We start from the raw sequence: 21,063 nt of genomic DNA on the forward strand, positions 1-21,063 counted from the left end.
TGCGCCCGCACTTCCTCCGGCTCCACTTCCGAGGGCGCGGGGACCGCCGCGTCGAACTGGTCCTCGTCCCAGTCGATCGGCTCGGGCTCGCGGGCGAGCGCCACCTTAAGCACCTCCGCGACCGTCTCGGCGGGGATGATCTCGAGCCCCTCCTTCACGTTGTCGGGGATCTCCGGCAAGTCCTTGGCGTTCTCCTTCGGGATCAGCACGGTCGTCACGCCGCCGCGCAGCGCCGCGAGCAGCTTCTCCTTGAGACCGCCGATCGGCAGAACCTGCCCACGCAGCGTGACTTCGCCGGTCATCGCAACGTCTCGCCGCACCGGGATGTCGGTCAGCACGGAGACGATGGAGGTCACCATGGCGACGCCCGCCGACGGCCCGTCCTTGGGCGTCGCGCCTTCGGGAACATGGACATGGATGTCGATCTTCTCGAACAGCGTCGGCTTCACCCCGAAGCGCGGCGCCTGGCTGCGGACATAGGACGCCGCGGCGTCGATCGATTCCTTCATCACATCGCCGAGCTTGCCGGTGGTCTTCATCCGGCCCTTGCCGGGCAGCTTCAGCGCCTCGATCGACAGCAGGTCGCCGCCGACTTCCGTCCAGGCGAGGCCGGTGGTCACGCCGACCTGATCGCGTTCTTCGGCCAGCCCGTACTTGAAGCGCGGCACGCCGAGGAACTCCTCGACCAGCTCCGGCGTCACCTCGACCGACTTGACGTCGCCCTTGATGATCCGCGTCAGCGTCTTGCGGCAGAGCTTGGCGATCTCGCGCTCGAGATTGCGCACGCCCGCCTCCCGCGTGTAGCGGCGGATGACGAACTGCAGCGCCTCGTCGGTGAGCCGGAACTCGCCCTTCTTGAGCCCGTGCGCCTTCTCCTGCTTGGGCTGGAGGTGGCGGCGCGCGATCTCGCGCTTCTCGTCCTCGGTGTAGCCCGAGAGCGGGATGATCTCCATGCGGTCGAGCAGCGGCCGCGGCATGTGATAGGTGTTCGCCGTCGTCAGGAACATCACCCCCGACAGGTCGTATTCGACCTCAAGGTAATGGTCCATGAACGTGCTGTTCTGCTCGGGGTCGAGCACTTCCAGCATCGCCGACGCCGGATCGCCGCGAAAATCTTGCCCCATCTTGTCGATCTCGTCGAGCAGGATGAGGGGATTGTTGGTCTTGGCCTTCTTCATCGACTGGATGATCTTGCCGGGCATCGAGCCGATATAGGTCCGCCGATGGCCGCGGATCTCCGCCTCGTCCCGGACGCCGCCGAGCGAGATGCGGATGAACTCGCGCCCCGTCGCCTTCGCCACCGACTTGCCGAGCGAGGTCTTGCCGACGCCGGGCGGGCCGACGAGGCAGAGGATCGGGCCTTTCAGCTTGGACGAGCGTTGCTGAACCGCAAGATACTCGACGATCCGCTCCTTGACCTTCTCGAGCCCGTAATGGTCGTTGTCGAGGATCGTCTGAGCGCCGGCGAGGTCTTTCTTGACGCGGCTTTTCTTGCCCCACGGGATCGACAGCATCCAGTCGAGATAGTTGCGCACGACCGTGGCTTCCGCCGACATCGGCGACATCTGGCGCAGCTTCTTCAGCTCGGCCAGCGCCTTGTCGCGGGCTTCCTTGCTGAGTTTCGTGGCCTCGATGCGCGCTTCCAGCTCGCCCGCGTCGTCGCGACCGTCTTCGCCCTCGCCAAGCTCGCGCTGGATCGCCTTCATCTGCTCGTTGAGGTAGTACTCGCGCTGCGTGCGCTCCATCTGGCTCTTGACGCGGGTCTTGATCTTCTTCTCGACCTGAAGAACCGAGATCTCGCCCTGCATCAGCCCGTAGATGCGCTCGAGCCGCTCGGCGACGTCGGCGATCTCGAGCAACTTCTGCTTTTCCGACAGCTTCACCGAGAGATGCCCGGAGATGGTGTCGGCGAGTTTCGCGCCGTCCTCGATTTCCGAGACGGTCGCGACGGCCTCCTGCGGCACGTTCTTGTTGAGCTTGACGTAGCGTTCGAACTCGGCGGCGATGCTGCGCACCAGCGCTTCGACCGCCGCAGGGTCGCCCGCGCTTTCCGCGATGGGTTCGCACGTCGCCTCGAAGAACTCCGCGCGGTCGGTGTAGCCGGTGATGCGCGCGCGGGCGCGGCCCTCGACCAGCACCTTGACCGTGCCGTCGGGCAGCTTGAGCAGCTGGAGGACGTTGGCGACGGCGCCGGTCTCGAAGATGTCCTCGGGGCCCGGATCGTCCTTCGCCGCGTCGCGCTGGCTGACGAGCAGGATCTGCTTGTCCTCGCGCATCACGTCCTCGAGCGCGCGGACGGATTTCTCGCGACCGACGAAGAGCGGCACGATCATGTGGGGAAACACCACGATGTCGCGCAGCGGCAGGACGGGGAGGGTGGTCTTGGTCATGTGCATGCGGCCCTTTCGCAAGGCGCGACGCCCCGAGACGAGGCGACGCCGCGCCCCCATGGAAGCGTCCTGCTTATCTTGGCGCCGCGCTGCCCGCGATCAAGATGCGGTCAGCATGACGGCTGTCGGGCGGGGCCGGCGCCTCAGGCGGAGGCGCCGTCGCGCTTCTCTGCGTAAATCTGAAGCGGCTTGGCCTTGCCCTCGATGACTTCCTCGTTGACGACGACTTCCTCCACCCCGTCCATGTCGGGCAGGTGGAACATCGTGTCGAGCAGCACGTCCTCGAGGATCGAGCGCAGGCCGCGCGCGCCGGTCTTGCGATCGATCGCCCGCCGGGCGACGGCGCGCAGCGCTTCCTTGGTGAGCGAGAGCTTGACGCCCTCCATCTCGAACATCCGCTGATACTGCTTGATCAGGGCGTTCTTTGGTTCGGTGAGGATGATCACCAGCGCGTCCTCGTCGAGGTCGCGCAGGGTGGCGATCACCGGCAGGCGGCCGACGAATTCCGGGATCAGGCCGAATTTCAGCAGGTCCTCCGGTTCGAGCACCGCGAGCAGCTCTCCGGTGCGCCGGTCGTCCTCGGCCTTGACGTCGGCGCCGAAGCCCATCGCCGAACCCTTGTTGCGCTGGGCGATGATGCGGTCGAGCCCGGCGAAGGCGCCGCCGCAGATGAACAGGATGTTGGTCGTGTCCACCTGCAGGAACTCCTGCTGGGGATGCTTGCGCCCGCCCTGCGGCGGCACGGAGGCCACGGTGCCCTCCATGATCTTCAGCAGCGCCTGCTGCACGCCCTCGCCCGAGACGTCGCGGGTGATGGACGGGTTGTCGGACTTGCGGCTGATCTTGTCGACCTCGTCGATATAGACGATGCCGCGCTGGGCGCGTTCGACGTTGTAGTCGGCCGATTGCAGCAGCTTGAGGATGATGTTCTCGACATCCTCGCCGACATAGCCGGCCTCGGTGAGCGTCGTCGCATCGGCCATGGTGAAGGGCACGTCGAGGATGCGCGCCAACGTCTGCGCGAGCAGCGTCTTGCCGCAGCCCGTCGGGCCGATCAGCAGAATGTTGGACTTCGCGAGCTCGACGTCTGAAGATTTGGCCGAGTGATTGAGGCGCTTGTAGTGGTTGTGCACCGCGACTGCGAGCACCTTCTTCGCGTGCTCCTGCCCGATGACGTAGTCGTCGAGCACCTTGCAGATCTGCTTGGGGCTCGGCACTCCGTCCGCCGAGCGGACCAGCCCGTTCTTGGTCTCCTCGCGGATGATGTCCATGCACAACTCGACGCATTCGTCGCAGATGAACACGGTGGGGCCGGCGATGAGCTTGCGCACTTCGTGCTGGCTCTTGCCGCAGAACGAGCAGTAGAGCGTGCTCTTGGAGTCCGATCCGCCGGTCTTGCTCATCTTCCGTCTCCTCAGCCCCGCCCCGGAGCCGCATGCGCCGCGCGCTTCATCTTCTCTTCCCCGATTGGAACACGGTCCGCCGGGGGGTTCAAGCGTCCGTCCGCCTTCGGCGGACCCGCCTGCGTCACGCCTTCTCGTCTGCGGCCGGGCGATGCGAGACGATCTCGTCGATCAGACCCCAGTCGCGGGCGGCCTCGGCCGTCATGAAGTTGTCGCGGTCGAGCGCCTTCTCGACCGTTTCGAAATCCTGACCCGTATGTTTCACGTAGATGCGGTTAAGACGGTCTTTAAGCTCGAGGATCTCCTTGGCGTGCAGCGCGATGTCCGACGCCTGGCCCTGGAAACCGCCCGAGGGCTGGTGCACCATCACCCGGCTGTTGGGCAGCGAGAAGCGCATGCCCTTCTCGCCGGCGCAGAGCAGAAGCGACCCCATCGACGCCGCTTGACCCACGACGAGCGTCGAGACTTTCGGGCGGATGTACTGCATCGTGTCGTAGATCGACAGGCCCGACGACACCACGCCGCCGGGGCTGTTGATGTACATCGCGATGTCCTTCTTGGGGTTCTCGGCCTCGAGAAACAGCAACTGGGCGACCATCAGCGTGGACATGCCGTCATGGACGGGGCCCGACAGGAAGATGATCCGCTCCTTGAGCAGCCGCGAATAGATGTCGTAGGCGCGTTCGCCGCGGCTGGTCTGCTCGACCACCATCGGCACCAGCGTGTTCATATAGACGTCGACAGGGTCGCGCATGGCGGTTCGGTCCTCGGCTGCTCGGCTCGGCGCACGCGGCGCTCTGAAGGCGAGTCGTAATGCGCGCGCGCGACCGCGACAAGGCGACGGGGCGGGCGCGGCGATTTGGCGTCACCATCGCGACAGGCACCCGAGAAACGCCGCGCGCGCCGCGACGTAGCCGTCCGGCGCCTCGCGCCGGATCGCCTCGAGCGTCGCGGCCCCGAGCGCGGGGCGGCCTGCGACGTCGGGCTCGCAGGCGTCGGCCCCCGCCGCGATGAGGGCTGCGGCCGCGACCGGGTTGCCGCGCGCCCAGGCGAGCGGCGTGCGGCCCTGCGCGTCGCGGGCTTCGACGTCGGCGCCGCGCGCGACCATCGCCGCGATCAACTCCGGGTCGCGCGAGACTTCTGCGGCGCGGTGCAGCGGCGTCGCCATCGCGGCGTCCCGCACAGCGAAGGCGCTCGGGTCGAGGGCCTCGTCGAGGGTGAGGGAAAGCGCCGCGGCGTCGTCTCCCTCCGGGCCGAGGAGCAGGAACAGCTCCGCGCCGCGACTGGAGGGCTGGGCCATTGCGCCCGCCCCCCAGATCGCGACGGCGCCGACCATGAGCGCTTCTGCTGCTCGCACCGGCAGACCCCTTTGCTGTGGGCGAGTCCGATTTGCGCCGAATTTGTTGCGAAAACGTGAAGAGCTCGGCGGACGCCGGTCAGCCCTGGCTCTGCGCCTGGGCCTGCGCGCCGTGGGGGCGGACGGTCACCGCGACCTCCAGCGTCTCGTCGGCGACGCCTTCGGCATGGCCGCGCAAAGGGGCGGCGTCGATGGCGTCCAGACCCGAGCAGACGCGGACATAGCTGTCGGTCGGACAGATGTCGTGCGTGGCGTCGAAGCCGATCCAGCCTATCCCCGACACCCAAATCTCGGCCCAGGCGTGGGTCGCGAGGTCGTCCGCCCCATCGGCGTCCGGCAGGTAGTAGCCTGCGACGTAGCGCGCGGGCCACCCAAGCGCGCGGGCGGCGGCGATCATCACATGGGCGTGGTCCTGACAGACGCCTGCGGCCTTCTCCAGCGCGGCGGCGGCCGTCGTCGCGCCGTCCGTCGCGCCGGGGACATAGGCGATGCGGGTCGAGACGAGATCCATCAGCGCATGCGCCCGATCGAGCGGCGTGTCGGCGGCGGCGTCGGCCTCCTTCGCCAGCGCGAGGATCGCGGCGTCGGCGCGGGTGCGGGGGGTGGGGCGCAGGCAGACGCCGGGCTTGAGCGGCGCGCGGAAGCCGCGCAGCACGCCCGCCAGATCGGTCGTCTCGACCTCGCCCTCGGCGACCACCTCGACGTCCTCGACGCCGCCGCGCAGGAACAGGGTCGCGACCCCGTCGCCATATCCGTTGGTGAATTCCGGCGTCACGGTCTTGCCGTTGAACGTCACTTTCCAGCGCCGCGGGCGCTGCCCGTCGAATTTCGAGGGGAACAGCTTCAGCCGCATCGCCACCGCCGCGACCTTGGGATCGTAGCGATAGACGGTGCGGTGGCTGACGGCGAGGATCATGGCGGCTCAGAAATGGTAGGCTTCGGCGATCTGCGCCGAGAGCCGGTTGTTGCGGGCGATCGCGTCGGTCAGGAACTCATGCAGACCTTCCTGAAAGATCTCGCCGATGTCCACGTCCATCAGCATCGCCTGGGTCTCGACCGCCGTATGATGGCAGGCGAAGCGGGCGCCGTAGCCGCGGGCGAGGCGGTCGAGCACGAAGCCGATCTCCTCGTAGCAGAAGGCGAGGGAACGCGGGCTCGCGCGGTTGAGGATCAGGAAGTCGGCGATCCGCCACGGCGAATAGTCGCCGCGATAGGCCCAGTGATAGGCGCGCAGCGACGAAGTCGCCATCAGAACGGAGGTCCACTGGTGGCGGTCGCGCCCGCCGCCGATCACCTCCGTTTCGGGCAGCAGGACGTAATACTTCACGTCGAGCAGCCGGAGCGTCATGTCGGCGCGCTCGACGAACAGGCCAAGCCGCTGGAAGTCGAAGCGGTCGTCGCGCAGCATGGTGGCGTCGGCGGCGCCGCGGAACTGGGCGCAGCGGCCCTTCACCCAGTCGAGCGTGGGCGCCAGCTCGCGCAGCACCCGCGCGTCCGTCATGTCGCCCAGCCGCAGCCACGCCTCGTTGAGCGTCTCCCAGGCTTGCGTGGTCAGCGCGGTGCGCACCGAGCGGGCGTTGTTGCGGGCGCGGTCGAGGCAGGAGACGATCGAGGAGGGGTTGGAGCGGTCGGTGATCAGCCCCAGCAGCGCGCTCTCCTCGTCGAGCGCGCGCCCGTCGAAATGGCCGATGCAGCCTGCGGCGGCGATCACCGAGCGCCATTCGTCGGCGCGCGCCTCGTCGGAGCCCGGGAGCATGGTCATGCGGCGGCCCATCTCCACCAGACGCGCCATCGCCTCTGCGCGTTCGAGATAGCGGGCCATCCAGAACAGATCGGCGGCGGTTCGGGAGAGAGTGCTCATGCGATCAGCCCGCCAGAACCCAGGTGTCTTTCACGCCGCCGCCCTGGCTGGAGTTGACCACGAGCGACCCCTCGCGCAGCGCGACGCGGGTCAGCCCGCCGGGCGTGAGGCGGATTTCCTTGCCGACGAGCGCATAGGGGCGGAAATCGACATGGCGCGCGCCGAGGCCCTTCTCGGTCAACGTCGGCGCGGTGGACAGCTCCAGCGTCGGCTGGGCGATGAAGGCGGCGGGATCGTCGCGCAGCTTGCGCGCGAAAATCTCGCGCTCGGCCTTGGTCGAGCGCGGTCCGATCAGCATCCCGTAGCCGCCGGAGCCGTGGACCTCCTTGACCACCAGCTCCTCCAGATGCTCCAGCACATGGGCGCAGGCCTCGGGCTGGGAGCATTTGAAAGTCGGCACGTTCTTCAGGATCGGGGTTTCGCCGAGATAGAAGCGGATCATCTCGGGCGTGTAGATGTAGACGGCCTTGTCGTCGGCCACGCCCGCGCCCGGCGCCGAGACGATGGTCACGCCGCCGGAGCGGTAGGCGTTCATCAGCCCCGCCACGCCGAGCACGCTGTCGGGGCGGAACACCAGCGGGTCGATGAAATCGTCGTCGATGCGGCGGTAGATCACGTCCACCCGGCGCGGCCCCTGCGTGGTCTTCATCCAGCACAGGCCCTCGTCCACGAACAGATCGCGCGCCTCGACCAGCTCCACCCCCATCTGGTCGGCGAGGAAGGAGTGCTCGTAATAGGCGGAGTTGAGGGGCCCGGGGGTCAGCACGACGCAAGTCGGGTCCTGCTTGCAGGCCTTGGGCGCGACTTCCTCGAGCGTGGCGCGCAGCATCGAGGGGTAGCCGTCCACCGGCTCGATGCGCCCGCCCGCGAACAGGTCCGGGAACATCCGCATCATGATCTCGCGGTTCTCCAGCATGTAGGAGACGCCGGAGGGCGTGCGGCAATTGTCCTCCAGCACGAGGAATTCCTCGGGGCCGGTGCGCACGATGTCGATGCCGACGATGTGGGAATAGACCCGCCCCGGCGGGTCCACGCCCACCATCTCGGGCAGGAAGGCCGCGTTTCGGTAGACCAGATCCTCGGGGATGATCCCCGCCTTGAGGATCTCGCCGCGGTGATAGACGTCGTGCAGGAAGGCGTTCAGCGCCTTGGCGCGCTGGACGATGCCGCGCGACAGCGTGCGCCATTCCTCGGCCGAGAAGACGCGGGGGATCAGGTCGAAGGGGATCAGCCGTTCGGGGTCGCCGCCTTCGCCATAGACGGCGAAAGTGATGCCGATGCGGCGGAACAGCGTCTCGGCTTCCTCGCGCTTGAGTTCCAGCGCGTCGAGCCCCAGCCGGTCGAGCCAGCTCTGAATGTCGCGATAGGGCGGCCGAACCCCGTTCGCGTCGGCCATTTCGTTGAACATGCCCCGCTCCGTCCTGTCACATCGGACAAGAGCAAAGCGCGGCGGGAGAATCCAGAGCGCCGTTGCGTCGCAGGCGGGGAAACGGCGCGCCGCGCCTGAAAAAGAGGCGCCGCGTGCGAAGCTTGCGCGGGTTTCCGCCGTTCGTCATGGACGCTGGGACCGCGCCCGACCTCGGGAGGGCGCTTCGGACCGGCTGAGTTGGCCCGGAATGCTCACCGGCGCCGGCTGTCGGCGCGGAACGAGGCTGGTTGCGGGCGATACGTGACGGCTGACGGGCGCAGGTCGGTCGGCTCCGCGCTGGGCGTGCATGACCTGCTCCAGCAGACCCCATAGCCGTCCTTCGTCGGAGCGGCGAAGCCAGACGCTTACGGTCGATCTCGGGCGGCTGGTCGTCGTTGAGGAAGTCAGGGGCCGTCGCCGCGGGCGCGTGTTCGGCCATCGGCGGCATCTCGGCATCCTCAGCGAAGGAATGGAGCCGCTTGCGTCGATGCGCCGAACACCACGGGGGCGGACGGGACCCGACCGAGTCGGAGGCCGTGGCGGGTTTTACACGTCCAACTCTGGGATGGGGTGCGATAACCCCATGACCAGTCGTCCAAAATCGGATCGGATGGTACGCCCTACGGGACTCGAACCCGTGTTTTCGCCGTGAAAGGGCGACGTCCTGGACCGCTAGACGAAGGGCGCGCTGCGGCAGCGTGAGCGCGTTCTAGTGAAGCGGCGCGCGGCTGGCAAGAGGGCCGTCAGACCGGCGCCGCGTCGTCGAGGCGCAGCTTCGCACGCCGTCCACCGCCCCAGCTGTCGATCTCCAATCGGCCCGCCACATGCACGGGGGCCCCCGCGCGCGACAGAAGGAACTCGCCGAGCGGCCCCTCCATCGCGCCGAAGGCGACGGCGTCGAGCCGGTCCGGGCCGTCGCCGAGCGTCAGCCGAAGATGCCGCTCGCCGGCGGGCTTGGCGAAGCGCAGCCGCACCGACGGAAAGGCGAAGCGCGGCGCCGGGGCGCCCTGCCCCCACGGGCCGGCGGCGTCGAGCAGCGCGCAGAGCTCGAGCGTCGCGCCGCCGAGGGCGAGCGCGCCGTCGAGCCGCAGATCGCGCGGGCCGGCGGGCCCCGCGCCTTGCCCCGCCAGCAGCGCGCCGAGGCGCGCCATGGCTGGGGCCACCGCCTCGGCGGCCACGCTCAGCCCCGCCGCCATCGGATGGCCGCCGCCGCGCAGCAGCAACCCCTCCGCCGCGAGACGCTCGACCGCGCGCCCCAGATCGACGCCCGCCGTCGAGCGGCCCGAGCCCTTGCCCTCCGCGCCGCAAAGGCCGATCACCACCGCAGGCCGGTCGTAGCGCTCCTTCAGCCGGCTCGCGACGATTCCGACCACGCCCGGGTGCCAGCCTTCGCCGGCCGCCCAGACGAGCGGCCCCTCGGCCCCCCGCGCCTCGACCTGCGCGAGCGCCTGCGCCTGCACCGCAGCCTCGACGCCGCGCCGCTCCTCATTAAGTTCTTCGAGCCGGGCGGCCAGCGCGGCGGCCTCGTCGGGATCGTCGCACATCAGAAGCCGCGCCCCGAGATCGGCCCGCCCGATCCGCCCACCGGCGTTGATCCGCGGCCCGAGAACGAAGCCCAGATGGAAGGCGTCGGGCGGCCCCGACAGCCGCGCCGCGTCGGCCAGCGCGCGCAGACCCGGCGTGCGTCGCTGCGCCATCACCTTCAGCCCCTGCCGCACGAAGGCGCGGTTGAGCCCTGTGAGCGGCGCGACGTCGGCGACCGTGGCGAGCGCGACGAGTTCGAGCAGCGGCAGCGGGTCGGGCGCGGCCATGCCGCGCGCGCGCAAGACCCGGTTGGCGGCGACGACCAGCAGAAAGCACACCCCCGCCGCGCAGAGATTGCCGAGCCCCGACTCGTCGTCATGGCGGTTGGGGTTCACCACCGCCTCGGCCTGGGGCGGCGTCTCGGCGCAGAGATGGTGGTCGGCGACGAGCACTTCGGCGCCGAGGGCGCGCGCCGCCGCGATCGGCGCGTCGCTGCGCGCGCCGCAATCGACGCAAAGGATCAGGTCGTGCGCCCGCGCGAGCGTCTGCATCGCCGGGATGTTGGGGCCGTATCCCTCGTCGATCCGGTCTGGGATGTAGATCGTCGCCGCGTTCCCCTGCGCGCGCAACCAGCGCCCGACCAGCGCCGCGGACGCCGCGCCGTCGACGTCGTAATCGCCGAAGATCGCGATGCGGGCGCCGCGCGCGACCGCGCCGGCGAGCCGGTCGGCGGCGACGTCCATGTCGCGCAGTCGCGACGGGTCGGGCATCAGCTCGCGCAGCGACGGGGCGAGATAGGCGCGCGCGGCGTCGGGGCGCACGCCTTGCCGGGCCAGCACCCGCCCGAGGACCTCCGGCGCGCCGGTCGCCTGCGCCACGGCGAGGCCCGCGCGCTCGGTGGCCGCGTCCGGGCCGACCCAGCGGCGCCCGGTGACCGAACAGGCGACATTGAGAAGGGCGTGCGCGTCGAGCATGCGATATTTATGCGGCGAAGCGATCCCAGCCGCAAGATGTTGCGCGACCGAACTCTCTCGGGCGCGAAAAGATCCTTGATCAGGGCAAGTGACAACATTCCCGATATGTGAAGGCGCTATTCCACGCCGACCATGGCGACAAGGCGGGCGCCGGGGCGGCGATCTCCGACGTCGCTCTGTCTGCCGCCCGGCTGGCGCTGGACGTCTCCGACGCGAAGCGGCTGAAGGCGCTGGAGGCGGAAAACGCCAAGCTCGAGCGCCTCGGGGTCGACGCGGCGAAGTTTTCGTTCCCGTCCGCGCGATCTCGCCGGGCGTAGTTATGAACGGCTGCTTCGTGCGCACCCCGGCCGGACCGGTGCTGGGGAGTTCAGTCCAAGGAGCGCGGCAGGCTGTCCCGTCGAGCGGCCGATGTTGAAGATACTCCGGCCGCTCGCGCGAGCGTCCGTCCACCGCAGAGCGCCGAGCTCTCCGCGACCGGCCGAAAGCGGGAGTGGTGGACGCCGACACCGACGCGGCGTCAGCTTCCGGGGACCTCACTCAAGCAAGTGGCGCACAGAAACTATTTGCCGATTGATTGCTTCCAAAATATGAAATCATGGCGCGAAATAATATTGCCCGAGTGGCGCGCAGCCTTGCGATTTATTATTATGCGCCAACGACTCAGCTTCTGACGCCATTTTTGCGTTTTATGCGCCAACTCAGTATGGGTCTAAACATCAAGATTTTCGACGTTCAGGGCATTGTCCTGAATGAATTGGCGGCGTGGCTCCACTACGTCGCCCATCAACTTGGTGAAGATCTCGTCCGCATCGTCCATATGGTCGACGCGCACCTGCAGAAGCGTGCGCGCCTCGGGGTCGAGCGTCGTCTCCCAGAGTTGCTCGGGGTTCATCTCGCCAAGACCCTTGTAGCGTTGCAGACTGAGACCCTTCTCGCCTTCGGCCAGCACGCTGTCGAGCAGTTCGCCAGGTCCGCGGACGCTGACCGCGCGATCCTTGCGGAGAAGCCGCGCCGGCGCCGCGTAGGTTTCGGCGAGACTCTCCTGATGCGCGGCGAGCCTGCGCGCCTCCACCGACGCCGCGGCCGCGGCGTCGATGGTGCGGGTCTCGCCAACCCCGCGCACCACGCGGCGGAAGGTCATCCCGCCATCCGCAGCCGCTTCGCCCGTCCAGCCGCGTTCGGTCTCGGGCGCGACCGCGTCGAGCCGGGCGGCCACCAGCGCCGCAGCCGCGTCGGCGGGCATGCGCAACAGAAGGTCCGCCGGGCGCTCCTCGGTCGCTTCATGCGGGCGGCGGCGGAAGACGCCCGCGATCGCCGCCTGCTCCAGCACGAAACGCGGGTAATGGGTCGGGAAGGCGGCGAGCGTCTGGCGCACCACGCGCGCCTCCTCGACCAGCCGCACCAGATCCGCGTCGCGGATTTGCTCGCCTGAGCCGAGTTCGAGCACTGCGTCGCGCGCGCCTTCCGCGATCAGATAGTCCTCAAGAGCTCGCTGGTCCTTCAGGTAGACTTCGGACTTGCCGCGCGACACTTTGTAGAGCGGCGGCTGCGCAATGTAGAGATAGCCGCCCTCGATCAGCTCCGGCATCTGGCGATAGAAGAAGGTCAGGAGCAGCGTGCGGATATGCGCGCCGTCGACGTCGGCGTCGGTCATGATGATGATCTTGTGGTAGCGCAACTTGCCGACGTCGAATTCGGTGCGGCCGATCCCGGCGCCGAGCGCGGTGATCAGCGTGCCGATCTCGTTGTTGGACAGCATCTTGTCGAAGCGCGCCCGCTCGACGTTGAGCACCTTGCCGCGCAACGGCAGCACCGCCTGGTTCTGGCGCGAGCGGCCCTGCTTGGCCGAGCCTCCGGCGCTGTCGCCCTCCACGATCAGCAGTTCGGATTTGGCGGGGTCGCGCTCCTGGCAATCGGCGAGCTTGCCGGGCAGCGATGCGATGTCCATCGCGGTCTTGCGGCGCGTCAGCTCGCGCGCCTTGCGCGCCGCCTCGCGCGCGAGCGCCGCCTCAACCACCTTGCCGACGACCGAGCGGGCGTCGGCGGGGTTCTCCTCGAACCATTGGCTGAGTTTCTCGTAGATCAGGCTCTCGACCGCGGGCCGCACTTCGGAGCTGACGAGCTTCTCCTTGGTCTGGCTGGAGAATTTCGGGTCCGCCACCTTGACCGACAGCACGCAGGTCAGCCCCTCGCGCGCGTCGTCGCCGGACAGGGCGACCTTCTCCTTCTTTGCGATGCCGGAGGAGACGGCGTAGGCGTTCACCGCCCGCGTCAACGCGCCGCGAAAGCCCGCGAGATGCGTGCCGCCGTCCTTTTGCGGAATGTTGTTGGTGAAGCAGAGCATGTTCTCGTGGTAGCCGTCGTTCCACCACAGCGCGGCCTCCACCGCCACGCCCTCGCGCTCGCCCCGCACCACGACCGGACCCGAGATCAGAGGCGTCTTGGAGCGGTCGAGATGGCGCACGAAGGCCTCGACGCCGCCCTCATACGCCATCCGCTCCTCGCGATGCTCCGCGCTGCGTTCGTCGCGCAGCACGATGGTCACGCCGGAGTTGAGGAAGGCCAGTTCGCGCAGCCGGTGTTCGAGCGTCTTGTAGTCGTAGTCGATGTGGCTGAACGTCTGGAGCGAGGCGAGGAAGCGCACTTCCGTGCCCTTGCGGCCTTCCGACGGGCCGGTCGCTTCGAGATGCTTCACAGTCTCGCCATGCTCGAAGCGGGCGTAATGCGCGCGGCCGTCCCGCCAGATGCGCAGGTCGAGCCAGTCCGAGAGCGCGTTGACCACCGACACGCCGACGCCGTGCAGCCCGCCCGACACCTTGTAGCTGTTCTGGTTGAACTTGCCGCCTGCATGAAGCTGGGTCATCACGACTTCCGCCGCCGAGACCCCCTCCTCCTCGTGGATCGCTGTCGGGATGCCGCGGCCGTTGTCCGACACGCTCACCGAGCCGTCGGCGTGCAGGACGACCCGCACCGTGTCGCACCAGCCGGCGAGCGCCTCGTCGATGGCGTTGTCGACGACTTCATAGACCATGTGGTGCAGGCCCGAGCCGTCGTCGGTGTCGCCGATATACATGCCGGGGCGCTTGCGCACGGCTTCAAGGCCCCTGAGCACCTTGATGCTGTCGGCCCCGTATGTTTCAGTCTCGGCGGTGCTCGCAGGCTGCTCTTGATCCGCCATGTTTGACCCTCACTTCCCGCGCAAGTCGACCTTCGGCGCGCCCGACGGCTAACCGGAGCCACGCGCAATGTTTCAGCCCATCGTCACGTTCTGGACAGGACCCAGAGTTTCCGATCTCGACCGCCTCTGCATCGCCTCTTGGCGCGCCCTTGGCTACGAGGCCGTTGTCTACGCTTACGAGGAGGTGAGCAACCTCCCATCTGGCGTCGCGCTGCGCGACGCGGAGACGATCCTTCCCCGACGCTTCCTTTTCGACGACGCGCCGACGCTCGGTCCGCCGACCCGGGCGAACCTCTTTCGGCTGGCGCTCCTGCGCGCTGGCGCCGGAATATGGCTCGACACGGACGTGTTGCTGCTGAGGCCGCTTCCCCAGCCCCCAGACATCCTCGTGAGCCTTGAGCGCGGCGGATGGCTTTGCAACGGCATTCTTTGGGCGCGGCGCGACTTCCCCATGATGGAGGCCGTGCTCGAAGCCTTTGCAAGCCGCTCGACGCCGCCTTGGTCGATCACGAAGGTTCGCTGGCGACGGCTCCGGTGTCGTCTGCTCGGCACTGAATTCACCCTGAAGGATTATCCCAAGCACCAATGGGGCCGGCATGCGCTCGAATACTTTGTTCGCAAGGAGAATGTCCGCGATCAGGTCCTCTCCCAGGCCGCCTTCCACCATCCGCTTGTTTATACCGATCATCCATTCAAGAGCCCCGAGCGGGAACTCCTCCTCGATAACCCTGACGTTCTCGGGGTGCATACCTTTGCAAAGGGAAGAAAGCTGTTCGAACAGCGCACGGCCGACAGTCTCGTAAGCTGGGCTATGGCGCGCTATTCGAACTTCTTCTAATCGATCGGTCGGAGCTCGATACTTACGGCTGGTCAAGCGCTGGCCTTGTCGTCACGGATGCGCCGTCGAGTTCGCGCACGTTGAACATCTGAGCGCGATCTCGCTGGCCTTCGAAGAGCTCCGGCCCCGTCCCGGTCATCCAAGCCTGCGCGCCGAGGTCGAAAAGCTCGTCGAAGAGCGCCGCGCGGCGGTCGGCGTCGAGATGGGCGGCGACCTCGTCGAGCAGCAGGATCGGCGCTGCGCCTTCGGCGCCGAGGGCGCGGGCGTTGGCGAGAACGAGGCTGATCAGCAGCGCCTTCTGCTCGCCGGTCGAGCACAGCCGGGCTTCGACGCCGCGCGCCGCGTCGCACGCCGACAGATCGGCGCGATGCGGTCCCGTCAGGGCGCGTCCGGCGGCGGCGTCCTCGCGCCGATTGCGCGCCAGCGCGCGGCGCGACGCCTCGGCGCGCGCCTCGGTCGGGCAGGGGTGGTCGGGGGCATTCTCCATGCCGTCGATCATAGCGATTTCGGCATGCGGGAACAATGATTTGACGTCGCGCTGCGCGGCGTTCAACCGCATGACCGCCGCCTCCCGCCCGGCGGCGAGCGCCGCGCCCGCCTGCGCCATCTGCGCCTCCAGCGCGTCGAGCCAGGCGGGGTCGGGGCGCGGCTCGCGCAGCAGGCGGTTGCGCGCGCGCATAGCCTTCTCATAGGCGCTCGCGGCGTCCGCGTGACCGGGCGAAAAGGAGAGGGCGGCGCGGTCGATGAAGCGCCGCCGTCCTTCGGGGCCTTCGATCCAGAGCCGGTCCATCGCGGGCGTCAGCCAGAGCATCGGCGCGATCCGGGCCAGAGCCGTCTGAGGCTGCGCCTTGCCGTCGACGGCGACGCGGCGGCGCCCGTCCGGGCCGCCCTCCAGCGCGATCTCCGCGAGGCCGTCCGGGCCCTGCAACGTCGCGCGGATGCGCCATAGGCCCGGATCCGGGCGGACCGCGGCCTTGCGCGGCAGATCCTCCGCGCTCGCCCGGCGCAGGCCCCGGCCCGGCGAAAGCAGCGACACGGCTTCGAGGATGTTGGTCTTGCCGGCGCCGTTCGGACCGAATAGCGCGACGGGCCGGCCGTCGAGCGCCAGATGCGTCAGCGCGTGGCTGCGGAACTGCGCCAGCGTCAGCGCGGCGACGAAAAGGCGCGCTTTCGGCGCGGTCACGTACTTGCGCTTGCGGGGCCGCCGCAAACCGGGCAGTCGCGCCGTCGCGTCACCGCGATGGTGCGGAACTCCGCCCAGAGCGCGTCGTAGAGCAAAAGCCGCCCGCTCAGGCTCTCGCCCGCGCCGACGATGCGCTTCACCGCCTCGGCGGCTTGCAGCGCGCCCATCACGCCGGCCAGCGCCCCGAGCACGCCGGCCTGCGCGCAGCTCGGCGCGAGGCCCTCTGCGGGCGTCTCGGGAAAGACGCAGGCGTAGCAGGGGCCGGGCGCGCCATAGACCGAGAGCTGGCCTTCCCATTGCCCGATCGCCGCCGCGATCAGCGGCTTGCCGAGCTTCACGCAGATCGCGTTGACGAGATGGCGGGTCGCGAAATTGTCCGAGCCGTCGAGCGTCATGTCGTAAGCGCCGATCAGCGCCTCGGCGTTCTCGGCGGTCAGGCGGACGGGATGGGCCTCGACGGTCACATGCGGGTTGATCGCGCGCAGGGCCTCGATGGCGCTGTCGGTCTTGCGGGCGCCTATGCGGTCGGTCGCGTGCAGCACCTGGCGCTGGAGGTTGGACAGCGAGACGATGTCGTCGTCGGCGATCCCCAGCGTCCCCACCCCCGCCGCCGCGAGATAGAGCAGCGCCGGCGAGCCGAGCCCGCCCGCCCCGACGCAGAGCACGCGGGCCCGGCGCAGCCTCGCCTGGCCCGGCCCGCCGATCTCGCGCAGCACGATGTGGCGGGCGTAGCGGTCGAGTTCGTCGTCGGACAGGGCCATGCGGTGCTCCGGCGCGGCGGGAAGGGCGGAGGCGAGAGCTTTCCACCCCGGCGCGCGGGTGGCAAGGCGCGGCGGATCAGCGGTTGCCGCGGGCGGCGAAGCGGGCGGCTTCCTCGGCGGCGCGGATCAGGGCGCGGGATTTGTGGACCGTCTCCATCCGCTCGGTCTCGGGGTCGCTGTCATAGACGACGCCGCCGCCGGCCTGCACATACATCGCGCCGTCCTTCACCACCGCCGTGCGCAGCGCGATGCACATGTCCATGTCCGCGCCCGAGGCGATGTAGCCGACGCCGCCGCCATAAACGCCGCGCTTCTCGGTCTCCAGTTCGTCGATGATCTCCATCGCGCGGACTTTCGGCGCGCCCGAGACGGTGCCCGCAGGCAGGCCCGCCAGCAGGGCCGACAGCGCGTCATGGTCCGGGCGCAGGCGGCCTTCGACATTGGAGACGATGTGCATGACGTGGCTGTAGCGCTCGACGACGAACTGCTCGGTCGGGCGCACCGTGCCGATCTGCGCGACGCGGCCGACGTCGTTGCGGCCGAGGTCGAGCAGCATCAGATGCTCGGCGCGCTCCTTGGGGTCGGCGAGCAGCTCCGCCTCCAGCCGCCTGTCCTCCTCCGGCGTCGCGCCGCGCGGGCGCGTGCCGGCGATCGGGCGGATCGTCACGATCCCGTCGCGCACGCGCACCAGCGTCTCGGGGCTCGCGCCCACCAGCTGGAACCCGCCGAAATTGAAGAAGAACATGTAGGGCGAGGGGTTGGTGCGCCGCAGCGCGCGGTACAGCGCGAAGGGCGGCAGGCGGAAGGGCACTTTCCAGCGCTGCGAGGGGACGACCTGGAAGATGTCGCCGGCGCGGATGTACTCCTGCGCCTTGCCGACCATCGCGCGATAGGCGTCGTCGGAGGTGTTGGAGACGGCCGCGGCGGGTTGGGCGTCGGCCGGATCGGCGGCGCGTTCGGCGGCGGGGGCGCGGTCGAGATCGTCCACGGCGTCCGACAGCCGCTCCGCGGCGCGGGCGTAGGCGGCGCGCGGCGCTTCGCCATCCGCGGCCCAGACGGGCGCGACGAGGGTCACGAGGTCTTTCGCGGCGTCCACCACGGCGACGATGGTGGGGCGCATCATCACGGCGTCGGGCAGGCCGAGCGGGTCGGGGTTGGGCGCGGGCAGGCGCTCGACCAGGCGGATCATGTCGTAGCCGAAAAAGCCGAACAGCCCCGCGGCCATCGGCGGCAGGCCCGGCGGCAGCGCGATGGCGCTCTCCTCCAGCAGGGCGCGCAAGCTGGCGAGCGGGTCGCGGTCGTCCGGGGCGTAGGCGTCGAGGTCGAAGCGGGCGGCGCGGTTGATCTCGGCGCGCCCGTCGCGGCAGCGCCAGATCAGGTCGGGCTTCATGCCGATGATCGAATAGCGCCCGCGAGCCTCGCCGCCGGTGACCGATTCGAGCAGGAAGCTGTCGCGCCGCGCCTGGGCGAGCTTGAGCGTCAGCGAGACCGGCGTGTCGAGATCGGCGGCGACGGTGGTCCACAGCGCCTGGTTCTCGCCGCGCGCATGGCTTTCGGCGAAGGCGTCGAAATCGGGCGCGATCCGCATCTCAGCCGCCGATCCCGGAGATCACCGCGTCCACCGCCTGCGGGTTGATCGACGCGCCCGCCGCCTGTTCGAGGGCGCGACCGAGGAAGTCGAGCTGGTCCTGCGCGACCGATCGGGCGAAGGCGGCGTCGATCTGGGCCGCCTGCGCCGAGACGTCGGCGGGGTCGGTCACTTCGGCGAGCACGGCGAGGGTCGCGCGGTCGCCCGACACGGTCAGCGCAGCCGCCCCCGGCGCGGCCTTGAACAGGGTTTCGCGCGCGTCCGGGCCGAGGCGCGGATCGGGATCGTCGCGGCGCAAGGGACCCAGCGTCGCGACCGCCACGTCGAACTCCTCGGCGAGCTTCGCGAGACTTTCGCCCTCGCGCAGGCGCTCCAGCGCGGCGGCGGCGCGCTCGGCGAGGGCGGCGCGGCGGGCGGCGCGGCGCCAGTCTGCGGCGACGGCGTCGCGGATCTCGGCGAGCGCGGGCGTCGCGGCGGGCGCGACTGCGTCCGTGCGCAGCGCGAGATAGCCGCCCGAGGCGAGGCGGACGAGGTCGCGCTCGGCGCCGGGCGCGGCGGCGAACAGTTCCGCGAGGAATTCCGGCGCGCCCGGCGCGCCTTCGGCCCCGCCGGCCATCGTCGCGCCCGCGACCTTGCGCAAGGTCAGGCCGAGCTCGGCGGCGACTTCCTGGAGCGTCGCGCCGCCGGCGCGCAGGTCTTCGATCTGCTCGGCGAGGCGGTCGGCGTCGGGCGCGGCCCGTTCGGCCCCGATCTCGCGGCGCAGATCCTCGCGGACTTCCTCGAAAGGTATGCGGACTTCCGGCGCGATCGCCGTCACGTCGAGCAGGGCGAAGCCCGTGGCCGTGGGGACGGGGCCTGCTGCGCCGGGGCCGTCGAGCGCGAAGGCGGCGTCGGCGCGGGCGTCGCGCAGGTCGGCGCGCGTCACTGCGCCGAGCGCGGCGTCGTCGCGGCTGAGGGCGCGCTCGGCGAGAAGGCCGTCGAAGTCGATTTCGCCCGCGTCGAGACGGGCGCGCGCCTGCGTCGCCTCCGCCTCGGCGGCGAACACGATCTGATCGATCTCGCGCGTCTCGGGCGAGACGTAGAAGGCCGCGCGGGCGTCGTAGAGGGCGCGCAGCTCGTCCTCGGCGATCTCGAGCCCTTCGGCGAGCTCGGTCGGGTCCACCAGCAGGAAGGTGGCGTCGCGCGTTTCGGGGCGGGCGAAGGCGGCGGCGTTGGCGTCGAGATGGGCCTGAAGCGCCGCGTCGTCAGGCTCGGAGGGCGCCGGCGCGTGCGCCTCGGCGGTCAGCGTGACGGCGTCGAAGCGGCGGGTCTGCAGCGCCTGGCGGGCCAGCGCCTCGCCGGCGCCCACAGGCCCGACGGCCCCGGCTGTGGCCGCCGCCATCAGCTGCGCCGAGGCGAGGGCGCGCCGCACCGTCTCCTCATAGGCGCCGACCGAGCGGTAGGCGCGGCGCACCGCGGCTGCGTATTGCGCGGGGTCGAACTGGCCGCCGACCTGGAAGGCGGGGTCGGAGCGGACCTCCTGCGCCACCGCCGCGTCGGGCGCCGAGACGCCGAGGGCGCGCATCTGGTCGTCGAAGGCCGCCTCGCGCACCATCTGCCCGAGCACGAAGCGGTCGAGGCCGGTGGCGCGGATTTCCGAAGGGTCTACGCCGTAGCGCTGCTGCTCGCGGCGCAGGACCGTGGCGAACAGGTCCGCCTCGATCTCCCGCTCGCCGACCGTCGCGACCTTGGTCGAGAAGCCGCCCGCGATGTCGCCCATGCCCCAGATCGCGAAGCTGACGACCAGCAGCCCGAGCAGGACTTGCGCCACCCAGGATTTCACCGCGCCGCGCAGGCGTTCGAGCATTGCGAGCCTCCCTTGACATGCGGCGCGGACCATAGGGGCGCGTCAGGGCGGCGGCAAGGCGGGGCGGATCGCGCGGCGGGGGCGCGAGACGCGCCGCGCGCCGCGCCCTCAGATGTCGCGTCCGTCGACCTCCGCGGCGAGCCGCTCGACCGCGCGCGTCGCCGGCTCGAGGCTGGGATGGAGGGCGAGGGCGGCGCGATGGGCCCGCAGCGCGCCGGCGGAATCCCCGGTCTGCTCTAGGATCGTCGCAAGCCCGACGAGAGCGCCGAAATGGCGCGGCTCGAGCGCCAGCGTGCGCTGGATGTCGGCCATCGAGGCCCAGTAGTCCTTGGCCATGAAATGCGCCGTCGCGCGCATGTTCCAGGCCTCGGCGAACTCCGGCGCCAGATCGATCAGCGCGCTCAGATGCGCGACCGACTTGTCGTACTCCTCGGCGTCGAGCGACTCGCGCCCGCGGCGCAGCAGGAAATCCATGCTGTCCGAGCCCGAGCGCGACCACAGATCGAGGATCTGGCGCTCCAGCCGCGCCGCGTCGGTCGGGTCGGCATCGCCCAGCGAGGCGAAGAGCGCGTCGAGCCGCTCGGCTGGCGTCTGCGGGGCCTCGTCTGCGAGCGGGGGGTGCTGCTCGCCCTGCGCGATGTCGGGGAGCGCCTCCTGCGCGCGCGGCGCGCCCGCGGACAGGGCGACGATCGCCGCGGCGGCGAGTGCGACAACTCTCGGATGGATCATGAGCGCCTCGAAACCTTTGCCTC

General features: G+C 69.8%; 16 protein-coding genes and 1 tRNA gene. 2 read left to right on the plus strand and 15 right to left on the minus strand.

The genetic code is table 11. The features are described from left to right. The 9 genes from lon to recJ form a co-directional block, all read right to left on the minus strand. Positions 1-2,390 (minus strand): endopeptidase La (gene lon / locus V7Q31_RS09710; RefSeq protein ID WP_333833563.1); only part of this gene is annotated, 2,390 nt, incomplete at its 3' end. Positions 2,391-2,533: 143 nt separating this feature from the next. Then, the gene (clpX, locus tag V7Q31_RS09715; RefSeq protein ID WP_333833564.1) at positions 2,534-3,793 is read right to left on the minus strand and encodes an ATP-dependent Clp protease ATP-binding subunit ClpX; all 1,260 of its coding nucleotides are present in this window, start codon (positions 3,791-3,793) and stop codon (positions 2,534-2,536) included. Between the two features lie 124 nt (positions 3,794-3,917). Continuing rightward, complete coding sequence (gene clpP / locus V7Q31_RS09720; protein ID WP_333833566.1) at positions 3,918-4,547, minus strand: ATP-dependent Clp endopeptidase proteolytic subunit ClpP; 630 nt, start codon at positions 4,545-4,547, stop codon at positions 3,918-3,920. A 111-nt stretch (positions 4,548-4,658) separates the two neighbouring features. After that, positions 4,659-5,129 (minus strand): ankyrin repeat domain-containing protein, encoded by a 471-nt coding sequence (locus tag V7Q31_RS09725; RefSeq protein ID WP_333833568.1) that lies wholly within the window; start codon positions 5,127-5,129, stop codon positions 4,659-4,661. A 100-nt stretch (positions 5,130-5,229) separates the two neighbouring features. Then, complete coding sequence (locus V7Q31_RS09730; RefSeq protein ID WP_333833570.1) at positions 5,230-6,066, minus strand: transglutaminase family protein; 837 nt, start codon at positions 6,064-6,066, stop codon at positions 5,230-5,232. 6 nt (positions 6,067-6,072) lie between these two features. Then, positions 6,073-7,011 (minus strand): alpha-E domain-containing protein, encoded by a 939-nt coding sequence (locus tag V7Q31_RS09735; RefSeq protein WP_333833571.1) that lies wholly within the window; start codon positions 7,009-7,011, stop codon positions 6,073-6,075. A 4-nt stretch (positions 7,012-7,015) separates the two neighbouring features. Next, the gene (locus V7Q31_RS09740; protein ID WP_333833572.1) at positions 7,016-8,419 is read right to left on the minus strand and encodes a circularly permuted type 2 ATP-grasp protein; all 1,404 of its coding nucleotides are present in this window, start codon (positions 8,417-8,419) and stop codon (positions 7,016-7,018) included. 611 nt (positions 8,420-9,030) lie between these two features. Next, positions 9,031-9,106: transfer RNA gene (locus tag V7Q31_RS09745), tRNA-Glu, on the minus strand. A 56-nt stretch (positions 9,107-9,162) separates the two neighbouring features. Then, positions 9,163-10,917, minus strand: coding sequence for a single-stranded-DNA-specific exonuclease RecJ (gene recJ / locus V7Q31_RS09750; protein WP_333833573.1), 1,755 nt, complete (start codon positions 10,915-10,917; stop codon positions 9,163-9,165). Between the two features lie 107 nt (positions 10,918-11,024). On the opposite strand from recJ, the gene V7Q31_RS09755 reads away from it, so the two are divergent. Next, the gene (locus V7Q31_RS09755; protein WP_333833575.1) at positions 11,025-11,234 is read left to right on the plus strand and encodes a hypothetical protein; all 210 of its coding nucleotides are present in this window, start codon (positions 11,025-11,027) and stop codon (positions 11,232-11,234) included. A 392-nt stretch (positions 11,235-11,626) separates the two neighbouring features. On the opposite strand, the gene gyrB is transcribed toward V7Q31_RS09755, so the two are convergent. Beyond that, positions 11,627-14,095 (minus strand): DNA topoisomerase (ATP-hydrolyzing) subunit B, encoded by a 2,469-nt coding sequence (gyrB, locus tag V7Q31_RS09760; RefSeq protein ID WP_333833576.1) that lies wholly within the window; start codon positions 14,093-14,095, stop codon positions 11,627-11,629. 67 nt (positions 14,096-14,162) lie between these two features. Here gyrB and V7Q31_RS09765 point away from each other — a divergent pair, with 67 nt between their 5' ends. After that, on the plus strand, positions 14,163-14,933 hold the full coding sequence (locus V7Q31_RS09765) for a hypothetical protein (protein ID WP_333833578.1): 771 nt from the start codon (positions 14,163-14,165) through the stop codon (positions 14,931-14,933). Between the two features lie 22 nt (positions 14,934-14,955). Here the strand turns inward: V7Q31_RS09765 and recF are convergent, their stop codons facing one another. From recF to V7Q31_RS09790, 5 genes are all read right to left on the minus strand, one after another. Continuing rightward, on the minus strand, positions 14,956-16,116 hold the full coding sequence (gene recF, locus V7Q31_RS09770; protein WP_333833579.1) for a DNA replication/repair protein RecF: 1,161 nt from the start codon (positions 16,114-16,116) through the stop codon (positions 14,956-14,958). Then, positions 16,113-16,877: a HesA/MoeB/ThiF family protein gene (locus tag V7Q31_RS09775; RefSeq protein ID WP_442976456.1), complete on the minus strand. Its 765-nt coding sequence runs from the start codon at positions 16,875-16,877 to the stop codon at positions 16,113-16,115. The genes recF and V7Q31_RS09775 overlap by 4 nt, the downstream gene beginning before the upstream one ends. A 76-nt stretch (positions 16,878-16,953) precedes the next feature. Next, positions 16,954-18,465: an anthranilate synthase component I gene (gene trpE, locus V7Q31_RS09780; RefSeq protein WP_333833580.1), complete on the minus strand. Its 1,512-nt coding sequence runs from the start codon at positions 18,463-18,465 to the stop codon at positions 16,954-16,956. 1 nt (position 18,466) lies between these two features. Next, positions 18,467-20,311 carry a SurA N-terminal domain-containing protein gene (locus V7Q31_RS09785; RefSeq protein WP_333833581.1) on the minus strand — a complete coding sequence of 615 codons (1,845 nt, stop codon included), beginning with the start codon at positions 20,309-20,311 and terminating at the stop codon, positions 18,467-18,469. Positions 20,312-20,419: 108 nt separating this feature from the next. Then, entirely contained in the window at positions 20,420-21,040 is a 621-nt protein-coding gene (locus tag V7Q31_RS09790; RefSeq protein ID WP_333833583.1) for a hypothetical protein, read from the minus strand. Positions 21,041-21,063: the final 23 nt, after the last annotated feature.

The sequence above is a fragment of the Rubrimonas sp. genome, assembly GCF_036788415.1.
Lineage (GTDB): Bacteria > Pseudomonadota > Alphaproteobacteria > Rhodobacterales > Rhodobacteraceae > Rubrimonas.

Excerpts from the sequence above, each read along its gene's own strand:
- clpX (WP_333833564.1), bottom strand. The coding sequence starts at position 3,793 with ATGAGCAAGACCGGCGGATCGGACTCCAAGAGCACGCTCTACTGCTCG.
- clpP (WP_333833566.1), bottom strand. The coding sequence starts at position 4,547 with ATGCGCGACCCTGTCGACGTCTATATGAACACGCTGGTGCCGATGGTG.
- V7Q31_RS09725 (WP_333833568.1), bottom strand. The coding sequence starts at position 5,129 with ATGGTCGGCGCCGTCGCGATCTGGGGGGCGGGCGCAATGGCCCAGCCC.
- V7Q31_RS09730 (WP_333833570.1), bottom strand. The coding sequence starts at position 6,066 with ATGATCCTCGCCGTCAGCCACCGCACCGTCTATCGCTACGATCCCAAG.
- V7Q31_RS09735 (WP_333833571.1), bottom strand. The coding sequence starts at position 7,011 with ATGAGCACTCTCTCCCGAACCGCCGCCGATCTGTTCTGGATGGCCCGC.
- V7Q31_RS09740 (WP_333833572.1), bottom strand. The coding sequence starts at position 8,419 with ATGTTCAACGAAATGGCCGACGCGAACGGGGTTCGGCCGCCCTATCGC.
- recJ (WP_333833573.1), bottom strand. The coding sequence starts at position 10,917 with ATGCTCGACGCGCACGCCCTTCTCAATGTCGCCTGTTCGGTCACCGGG.
- gyrB (WP_333833576.1), bottom strand. The coding sequence starts at position 14,095 with ATGGCGGATCAAGAGCAGCCTGCGAGCACCGCCGAGACTGAAACATAC.
- V7Q31_RS09765 (WP_333833578.1), top strand. The coding sequence starts at position 14,163 with ATGTTTCAGCCCATCGTCACGTTCTGGACAGGACCCAGAGTTTCCGAT.
- V7Q31_RS09775 (WP_442976456.1), bottom strand. The coding sequence starts at position 16,877 with ATGGCCCTGTCCGACGACGAACTCGACCGCTACGCCCGCCACATCGTG.
- trpE (WP_333833580.1), bottom strand. The coding sequence starts at position 18,465 with ATGCGGATCGCGCCCGATTTCGACGCCTTCGCCGAAAGCCATGCGCGC.
- V7Q31_RS09785 (WP_333833581.1), bottom strand. The coding sequence starts at position 20,311 with ATGCTCGAACGCCTGCGCGGCGCGGTGAAATCCTGGGTGGCGCAAGTC.
- V7Q31_RS09790 (WP_333833583.1), bottom strand. The coding sequence starts at position 21,040 with ATGATCCATCCGAGAGTTGTCGCACTCGCCGCCGCGGCGATCGTCGCC.